Source organism: Spirulina sp. CS-785/01, assembly GCF_028330525.1.
In the GTDB taxonomy this organism is placed as follows: Bacteria; Cyanobacteriota; Cyanobacteriia; order Cyanobacteriales; family Spirulinaceae; genus JAQMSD01.
Genome location: NZ_JAQMSD010000133.1, coordinates 1 through 8,948, shown reverse-complemented (window position 1 = coordinate 8,948; position 8,948 = coordinate 1). Strand labels below are relative to the sequence as shown.

Below are 8,948 nucleotides of genomic sequence, written 5' to 3'. Positions count from 1 at the left end.
GTTGGACATAATGATGAATTTGAGTAAGATTTAATTGGGGTTACTCAGGAGATTTTATCAAAATTATTCTTTTTTTCCTTCAACATAGTATTATTCTTTTTTCAGTAGCAGTTGTTACTAAATTAGATGAGCTTACCCTGGGTTTAGTAGATGTCACCCGGTACACTTAGAGTTTGAAGTAAACTAAGGTAAATCGAATCATTCAGATTAGAAGAGTAAAGTTCTCTTAGCATCAACTCTCGGCAAGAAGGTAGTATGAGTGATTTTTGTTTGCGTAGCAAAAAATTTAACTTGGTTGAATTGGTTTTGGCAAGTTTTAAAAAATGTTCCAATACCTGTTTGTTATCTTTGATTGCGTCATTAGTTCCCAAGGTTTCTGCATATAAATTAATACGAAGAATATATTTTAATTCTAAGTGAAATAATTTTTTTGATTGTCTCAATTGATTTAAAGCATCATAGATTAACTTAATTCTTTTTTCTTTATTATTGGAAATTGCCGATATCGCTAGTTTTACACGCAGTGAATAAGGGATGCTATCGAGATCGTCTTTTGTGCGCTCATTGAGCTTACTGAGAAGCCATTGTGTTTGACTATCATATCCGTGTTCTGAATTATAAATTCTACCCACAACTTGTTCTGCTAATTGATAATCTATCATTAATTTCAGAGGTTCGTTCCAGTCTCTATATTCCTCTTTCAGAGATAGTAAATAAGACATAGATTTATCTGCTGTATAAACCATTTTTTTTGCACGAATATCACCTTTTGATAAAGGTTTACTTCTTAATCCCGATGAAATATTTGAGATGTTGTGATAGTAAAGATGCCATATAACTGGATGAATTCCCCCATTTGTTTTGTTTTTTTCGTTCTTTGCAGTATGAAAGACTTTGTAAGCAAGTTTTTTATATGAATCACCATAAATAACTGATAGCTCCATAAGAACCATAGAAGCCAAAATTAAATCATCCGTTTTTAAGAAATGGGAATCTTTCTCAATACTATAAGAAAGTACATAACATAAAGAATTTAAAAGAGATAAATTAGGTATAAAATTATCCCAACGGTACTGATTTAGAAATCCAGAAACTTCACTCCGATGTCGATCTATATCTACATCTCTAGTAGTCTTTTTTAAGAAAAAATCGGATTCTATTAAAGTTTTTATCCCTACCCCAATCGTATTTATGGGAAATGGCAATGTGGGGATTAATTCCTTGGTATATTTGTAAAAATTAGAGCGAACAAGTTTCACTTCTTAAACTCCTTGCAATCATACCTTCAGACTAATACAAGATTATTTGATGCAGCCATATCCATACGATTACAGGATAAGAAAATTGTGCTGATGCAATTTTGACAGGGCGGAAAAATTTTGGGATTATGATAGACTGCTGATTAATCTAGCCTTTCGCAAAATGAACTGTAAGACCGTTTCTTGGTGAGCCAGAATATCGGCTCTCCCTTCCATCCCGGCTTGTAGGGTACATTGATGGTTGCCTTGACCAAAGGTGGTGTTGTCGGGTTGGATGGTGGCTTTGTAGAATGCTTGGGAGGATTCGTTGCTTTGCAGGGTGTCTGCTGAGATGGCTTGCACGGTTCCAGGGAGAGTCCCATAGTCGGGATAGGGACAGGCCGAGATGCGAATTTGGGCGGTTTGACCGACGGCGACGGTTTGAATGTCTGTGGTGGGCAGACGGACTTCGAGCGCAAGGGGGGCGTGGTGGGGGGAAATTTGGGCGATTTCTTGACCGGATTGTACGCTTTGTGAGGGATTGCGGAGTTGGAGTTGGAGGATTGTGCCGCTTGTGGGGGCGGTGATGGTGGTTGCTTGGAGGTCGGCTTTGATTTGTTGTAATTGTTGTCGATCGCGATCGCGTTGTTGTTCTAATTCGACCTGTTGTTGGATTAAAGATTTTCGTTCCCGTTTTAAAGTCGCGATTCTGGAAGTTCCGGTGGCTTGTTCTCGGTGAATTTGTTCTTGGGCGATCGCCACTTCTGTGGGACTGGGATTGAGGGCGGTTTTAGCTTTCTCAACCGCGATACGTGCCGCTTCAACGGCAGCAGCACGCATTTTCAATTCTTGGATAGCCCCTAAGCGGTCTTGTTCTTGTTGGGTGACGGCTAACTGAGCTTCTGCCCATTGGTCTTGGGAAATTCCCCCCTGTTGGGCGAGGGGACGGTAGCGGTTTAATTTTTCTCGTGCGGTTTGCAAGGATGCTTCTATGGCTCTCAGGTTGGCTTCTGCGGCGATGAATTCCGCGCTGATTTGTCTTAATTCGGCTTCGGCGGTGGTGACATCTTTTTGGCTATTGCGGGCGCGATCGCGGTACTCTCGACGATGGCCAGCTAATTCTGCTCTTGCAGCAGCGATCGCGCTTTGATTCTCTTGGGTTTCTGCTACGATTTGGCGATCGAGGACAACTATCTGGGCTTGAATGTGTTGGATTTGTTGTTGTAACTGCGCGATCGCCCCTTGCAATTGGGTTTTTTGCACATTTAAGCGGGTATCATCCAGTTGAGCGATCGTCTCTCCGGCCTTAACCTGTTGATTTTCTTGCACGTCAATGCGTTGCACTGTACCCGCTTGGGTGGCTTCGACAATTCGCAAGTTTCCTGCCGGACGCACGGTGGCTGAGGCTTGTACGGTGACATTATACTCTAGGATTCCGGCACAGAGAAATGCTGCACCCACTGTCCCCGCGACTATCAATCCCCCTAAATTCACCCAAGTCTGGACGGGGGGTAAAAATTCGGCTTGGGAGACGGTGAGGAGTTTTGCGGATTGGCGAGAATCGTTGAGTTTGCTTTCCAAGGCCATAGCGCGTGTAACAGAACAGTATCATGAAGGAATGACCCAGACAAAAATCTGGGTCTTCAAGACAAAGGGCTTGCAACCGTCCCCAAGAAGAATTTCAATCCTGTCGCCAACTTTTTTGAATCCTCTTGGGGAGGTTAAGCTCTTGAATCTAAACTAAATAAAGAGGGAGTACGACAAGAGATGAGGTTAGGGGTTAGCTAACGGTTAAACCATCCCCAGATTCAACTCCGGCGAAGCAAGACCAGTTCCAGGTGTGGGTAATCCCCGTCCCCCCCGTGCAGGTGGTGCAACCACCGGAAAGAGAAGACATATCATCATCGCTCAATTCAATGAGTCCCGCAGGATTGTCGGGCAAGAGACTGCGCTGCTCTTCGCTCAAGCTGGCACGATAGGCTTCATCTTTCCAAGCACGGATGATATCAATGTTGGACATTTTTTCCTCCTTTGGGAGTTGTACGGTTTGTTGGGCTTTTCAGCCCTAGGATAATTTTACCCGATTTTGTGAGAATGATTATCATTTTTATAAAAAATCCACTAAAAAAGTTGTGAGGTTAGCTTTTCGGCCCCAATTAAGGGGACAAAAACGGAAGATGTTCCCCCGATTGAGAGAGAAGATCGGTGGGACATCCTTGAGAGATAATTTTTCCTCCATCTAAGACCACCAACCAATCTGCACGACGAATCACCCTGGGACGATGACTGATTAAAATAGTGGTTTTCCCCTGACGATGGGAGAGGAGACGGTTGAGGACTTGGGTTTCGCTGACGGGATCGAGACTGGCAGTGGATTCATCAAGAATGAGGATGGGGGGGTCATTGACAATTCCCAGCGCGATCGCCAGTCGTTGTCGTTGGCCGCCAGAGAGGTTTGCCCCAAATTCCCCTAAGATGGTTTGATATTTACTGGGGAGATGGCGGATAAAATCATCGGCTTGAGCAATTTGGCAGGCTTTGACAATGCGATCAAACTCGATGCGAGAGTCTCCTAAACTGAGATTATCGAGAATCGAACGACTCCAAAAATGAGCCTCTTGGGGAATCAAGATAATTTGTTGTCGCCGACAGTCGAGGGCAATATCTTCAAGGTTGTAGGGGCCAACCCGAATATTGCCCGCTTGGGGAAAATATAAGCCTGCGATCAGTTTGGCTAGGGTACTTTTACCACAACCGGAGGGGCCGACTAGCGCGATCGCTTTTCCCCCAGGAAGAGAAAGAGAAAAATCCTGAAGCAATTCAACGCGGCCTGGGTGGTGAAAGGTGAGACTGCTACAATGAATCTCGGCCTCAGCCGGAAGATGCACCCAAGGTTTGACTTGGGAGTCCAATTCTGGGGTTGCATCAATGACATCATTTAAACGCTGTAAGGCGGCTTGCACAAAGATAAATTGATTGGCAAAATCAATGGCACTGATGACAAAGTTTAAAACATTCCGATTGAGGAGATTACAAGCGACTAATTGACCAATCGTCAGTTGATTGGCAAAGACGAATTGACTTCCCACCCAGAGTAAAAGGGCTTCTCCGGAAAAGAGAATAAAGTTCGATAAAGTGATATTGGTAATGGCGAGTTTGAGTCGCTGAAAATTGAAGTTAGCTTGTTTTCCGAAGCTGGTTTGGAATTCTTCAAAAAACTGCGAAACGGCATTTTTTGTTTTGAGTAAAATTGCTCCTTTAAAGGTTTCAATCACCATACTTTGATTTTCAGCCGTTAAGGATAAGACTTGTTGGGTTTTCTTTTTGATGGGTTGTAAAAATAGATAGGTTGCCAATCCCATCATTAATCCAACTCCCAAGGTGACAGGCAGGAGTTTAGGGTTATAGAGTAATAAAAAAGTAACCGAGACTAGCGCAATTAATAACTGACTGGGAAGTAATAATCCTGCTTGACTAATGAGTTGATTTATGGCCTGAATATCTCGCAACCGACTAGCAATTTCGCCACTGCGATGGGACTCATAATACGCGAGGGGGAGATTTAAAATAGAACGGCAAAAATCTAAGATTAAAGTAAGCTCTAAATTTTGGGCAAAATGAGTGACTAAATAAGATTGCACGAAGCGTAAAACACTTCTAAAAAAGTTTGCTATAAAAACAATAATTATAACACCATTTAGCAGTTGTCGATCTTCTCGGATTAAAACTTCATCGGTTAAAAGTTGTAGGAAAAAGGGAGAAGTAAGCGACAGAATCCCAAAGACAAAGTTTAAGAGTAGGATTTCTACTAATAAATGACGATGATTCCAAAATCGCTGTTTGAGACGTTGAAATTCATTAATTTTATGGCGATCATCTGATTGAGCTTGGAATTCAGGACGGGGTTGTAGTAAGAGCATTGCTCCATTATTCCAACCTTGAGTTAATTCTTTTTGGGATAAATAACGTAGTCCAACGGCAGGATCGGCAATAATATATTTATTTCTTTTTTTGCCGTATAAAACGACCCAATGATTTCCTTGCCAATGAATAATACTCGGCAAAGGAATGATATTATTATTAATTAAATCTAGATTTGCTCTAACACCCCTAGCATCAAATAATAGAGCTTTTGCGCCTTGTTTGAGATTTAATAAGGTAGTTCCTAATGGTCCCGTGCCTGCAACTTCTCGAACGCGATTTAAGGAGAAAAATTGACCGTAATATTTAGCGATCGCGGCTAAACAAGCCGCACCACAATCTTCTTCGTTATGTTGAAGAACTACTGCATATTTCATGGTAGAATTGTTATTAGAATTAGGGAACAGGGAATAGGGAACAAGGCAAGACGCAAGGGAATGCTGACCAAGAGAAGGGAGCGAGACGCTCCCACTACAGGATATCGAAGGGTTTCAGGAGTGCGGGCATCTTGCCCGCTAGTTATACCCATTAACCGGATTTGATGTAATAACAATCGGTATCAAACCGGAGGCTCGAGCAGAATCAAAGAGGGTTTCAGGAGTGCGGGCATCTTGCCCGCTAGTTATACCCATTAACCGGATTTGATGTAATAACAATCGGTATCAAACCGGAGGCTCGAGCAGAATTAAAGACGGAATCTCTTGGGGATAAGCACAACGTAGCATCCCATACCCAATGCCAGCTAACCCTGTCATTAATCCTAAAACTTCGACTCCCCCAGGTACGCCGCAATAATAGCCTTGTTGTTGAATATTGTTTAAAAGGTCGGTGATTTTAGCGCGATAAACAGTGTCCAGTTGACTAGAAGGATTAAAGTGAAGTCCTTGCCAGAGGAACTCTAAACTCCCTAAATACCCACTACAAAAGGAATGATTTTGACCAAATCCGAAAGCAATTGTTGTGTCTAACGCTGTCTGAATTTCTGAGGTTGTTTGAGTATCTTTTAAGACTGAAATTCCGGCTAAACGCGCTAACCCAATTCCCGTTGCGCCATAATTCCATCCCACTGTAAAAGAGTCTCTCTCCTCGAAACTTTTAGACCAATTCTTCTGTTGCACGGAAAAGAGACTGCGTTCGTACTCCCAAGTGGCAAAAGCTGCGTCTTGATAGCGCGTTTCTCCGGTGAATTCCGCTAACTTCCCCAAAGCTAAAGCAATTCCCGCAGACCCGTGAGAAAAGCCACTGAGGGGCGGTTGCTGGGGAATTGTCACCCAACCGATGCCTTGTTGCAGGGATTGGGCTTTTTGCAAAATGCGATCGCCGCACCTCGCAGCAATGGGTTTGAGAAATTCCTCCCCAGTGACCGAATAAAGGCTAATTAAGGCCAAAATACAACCCGCAGACCCAGCAACAATATCTAAATAGTCGTCCTTTTCAATTAAAGGAGGTAACTGTCGGGCCCAGTCTAAAGCGCGTTCATACTCTACCTCCCGTCCCCACAAATGCCCCAAATGGGTCAAGGTATAGATTAACCCGCCCCATCCATTAAATGCCCCCAAACCGTGAATTAAAGGGCGATCGAACTCCACTTGTAAGAGGATAGTTTCTAGAACATCCTGCGCGAGTTGCGTGTAATGAGAGTCTGCTGTTATTTTCCCCCAATAGGCAAAAAATAACGCAATCCCAGGCAATCCCCCAAATAAATCCCAAGCTAACGGTTTAAGGGACCAATATTTTTCGCCGAGAGAACATAAACCAATCCAACTGGCCTGATGGGGGTCGCGTAATGCGGAAGATTCGAGACGCGAGGCAATGGGGCGAACAGTGGCTAATAATTGTTCCGATAGGGATGGGTCGGTGCTGGTTTGTGCTACGGTGTCGGGAGAAAAAACCGCGTTTTTCCTCATAGTTGTCTCCCTCGACTCCATCCCTAACCCCGTCAAAGACCTATCAATAAACCAAAGTTGTTCTTGTAAGTCCTGTTCGCTCAATTGAGTAATTTTCTCTTGCACTCGTTCCAGTCCTGTACGCTGAAAAAAGTCGGGAATCACCTCCCCTTCTCCTCGTAAGTCCCCAGATACCGGACAAGTCAAAAAGAAAGGAATATCACCGCGCCAGAGCGCTTGCTGTTCTAAGGGAATCGCCCTTGCTAGACTGGGGTGGAGTGGCACATCAACCCAGAGACGGTCGAAAAAGCGATCGCGCTCTAAAGCATCTCGTAACAAGTCTGGGTGAAAACTCTCCTGCAATAGCAATCCGTAGATGCGCGTATCCCGCAGAACCACTCGGATTTCATCGTTAGCAAATTGAGGCAACCAAACCTGCAATAAGTCCTCTCGCTTCTCCCAGAGCAAGCGATATAAACGGGTAAATCCTTGCAGAATTGACTCTCGATACTGCCATCCTTGCACGGGTTTCCCGTTCAAGTGGGGTCGATTTTGAGTGGCAGCGAGGGTTCCCGGTTGGCGTTCGAGTTGCATGGCATCGCTGCCTCCCCCCGTCAACTGGAGGCGACGGTTGGGGAGGGTTTGTTCCCCCACTGCACCAATTCCACTGAGATCGACTCCCGGTTCGGCCTTTACTGCCGTCCGTTGGGGTAATAATCCCACCGACATCACCGATCGCCCCATTTTTTGATTAGCGATTAAACGGGATTCTGGGGCATCGGGATCGAGTATCTCTGGACGAAAGAGGGTTTCTAAGTCAATGAGGACGGGATATTCTCCCTTGGCAATCAGGTTTTCGAGGTGAAAATCCGTTGCTTCTAGAACATACATGAGGGCTAAATATCCCCCCACTCGTTCATAAAATCGCTCGACTTCCTCTGTCTCGTGACAAGTTTTGGCTGAGATGAATTCTACCCACCCGTAGCGTTCCCGGTTCAGAATATTTAAGAGGGGAAAGGCCGGTTCGAGTCCTTGTTGGTTCAACCAAGCCAATAAGTCTTGCAAATGACCGTCTATGGCAAGGGATTTGGGCTTATAAACCAGTTTAAAGCCAGAACTAAATTCTAAAATCGCTACAGACCGTCCCTCACGATGGCGATCGCCTGCCCCTTGGTGGACTTTGACGAGTTCTCCGGGTTCGGTTTGGTAATGGGTGCAAAGGTCGCCCCAGTCGTTACAGAGACGCTGCAAGCATTCTAAGCTACTCTCGACCCATTGTTCGAGGGTGACAGCCAGTTGTCGGGCAAGGACGGGGTATTCTTGCAGGAGGGAAACGGCTCGCTCTGGGTTTTCCAATTGTTCAATAAAACTTGCTAATCTGGCTCTGGGGGTTGCTCCGGATAATTGCCCCTGTAACCTAGCGACATTGAGTTCTAAAACCATAGTTTGAGCGAGCATTGACCCTAACATTTCCGGTACTGGGGCAAAGAGGATGCCTTTAATTTTTTGGGGGTTGAAGGGTAAATGGGGGGCGGTTTGACTTAATGTCTCAATGCCTTGCTCTAAACGGGCGATCGCATCACTGCATAAAGGTTTAACGCTCTGGAGAAAGCCCAAGCTCGCCTGTTCGTCGGGTAACTCTTCGACTGGGGCGATTTGAATATTGCTGCGATCGGGGCAGGCAAAAGCCCGGTGGAGTTGCTCTAACCAAGGGGGAGAGGGACAACGGTTTGCTAGGGAGGCGGCGGTTTCCCCTAAAAGGTCTGACCATTGCTCTGGGGTGAGGCCGATTTGTTCCAGCTTTTTAGCATAAACTTTAGGATTTGTCAAGGGATTTTGGGCTTGCCAGCGTTGTTTTTTCTGTTCGCCCCCGACTCCATCAACCGCTTTGATCGCTTCAACT

5 protein-coding genes are annotated in these 8,948 nt (G+C 44.9%); all 5 read right to left on the bottom strand.

Annotated elements, in window-relative coordinates; all coding sequences use genetic code 11:
* Positions 1 to 143: 143 nt before the first annotated feature.
* Positions 144 to 1,259 (bottom strand): hypothetical protein, encoded by a 1,116-nt coding sequence (locus tag PN462_RS08505; protein WP_272127657.1) that lies wholly within the window; start codon positions 1,257 to 1,259, stop codon positions 144 to 146.
* A 126-nt stretch (positions 1,260 to 1,385) separates the two neighbouring features.
* Positions 1,386 to 2,825 carry an HlyD family efflux transporter periplasmic adaptor subunit gene (locus PN462_RS08500; protein ID WP_272127656.1) on the bottom strand — a complete coding sequence of 480 codons (1,440 nt, stop codon included), beginning with the start codon at positions 2,823 to 2,825 and terminating at the stop codon, positions 1,386 to 1,388.
* Positions 2,826 to 3,018: 193 nt separating this feature from the next.
* Positions 3,019 to 3,258 carry a mersacidin/lichenicidin family type 2 lantibiotic gene (locus tag PN462_RS08495; RefSeq protein ID WP_272127654.1) on the bottom strand — a complete coding sequence of 80 codons (240 nt, stop codon included), beginning with the start codon at positions 3,256 to 3,258 and terminating at the stop codon, positions 3,019 to 3,021.
* Positions 3,259 to 3,394: 136 nt separating this feature from the next.
* The gene (locus tag PN462_RS08490) at positions 3,395 to 5,536 is read right to left on the bottom strand and encodes a peptidase domain-containing ABC transporter (protein ID WP_272127652.1); all 2,142 of its coding nucleotides are present in this window, start codon (positions 5,534 to 5,536) and stop codon (positions 3,395 to 3,397) included.
* A 285-nt stretch (positions 5,537 to 5,821) separates the two neighbouring features.
* On the bottom strand, positions 5,822 to 8,948 hold a 3,127-nt coding region (locus tag PN462_RS08485), incomplete at its 5' end, for a type 2 lanthipeptide synthetase LanM family protein (RefSeq protein WP_272127651.1).

Excerpts from the sequence above, each read along its gene's own strand:
- PN462_RS08495 (WP_272127654.1), bottom strand. The coding sequence starts at position 3,258 with ATGTCCAACATTGATATCATCCGTGCTTGGAAAGATGAAGCCTATCGT.
- PN462_RS08490 (WP_272127652.1), bottom strand. The coding sequence starts at position 5,536 with ATGAAATATGCAGTAGTTCTTCAACATAACGAAGAAGATTGTGGTGCG.
- PN462_RS08500 (WP_272127656.1), bottom strand. The coding sequence starts at position 2,825 with ATGGCCTTGGAAAGCAAACTCAACGATTCTCGCCAATCCGCAAAACTC.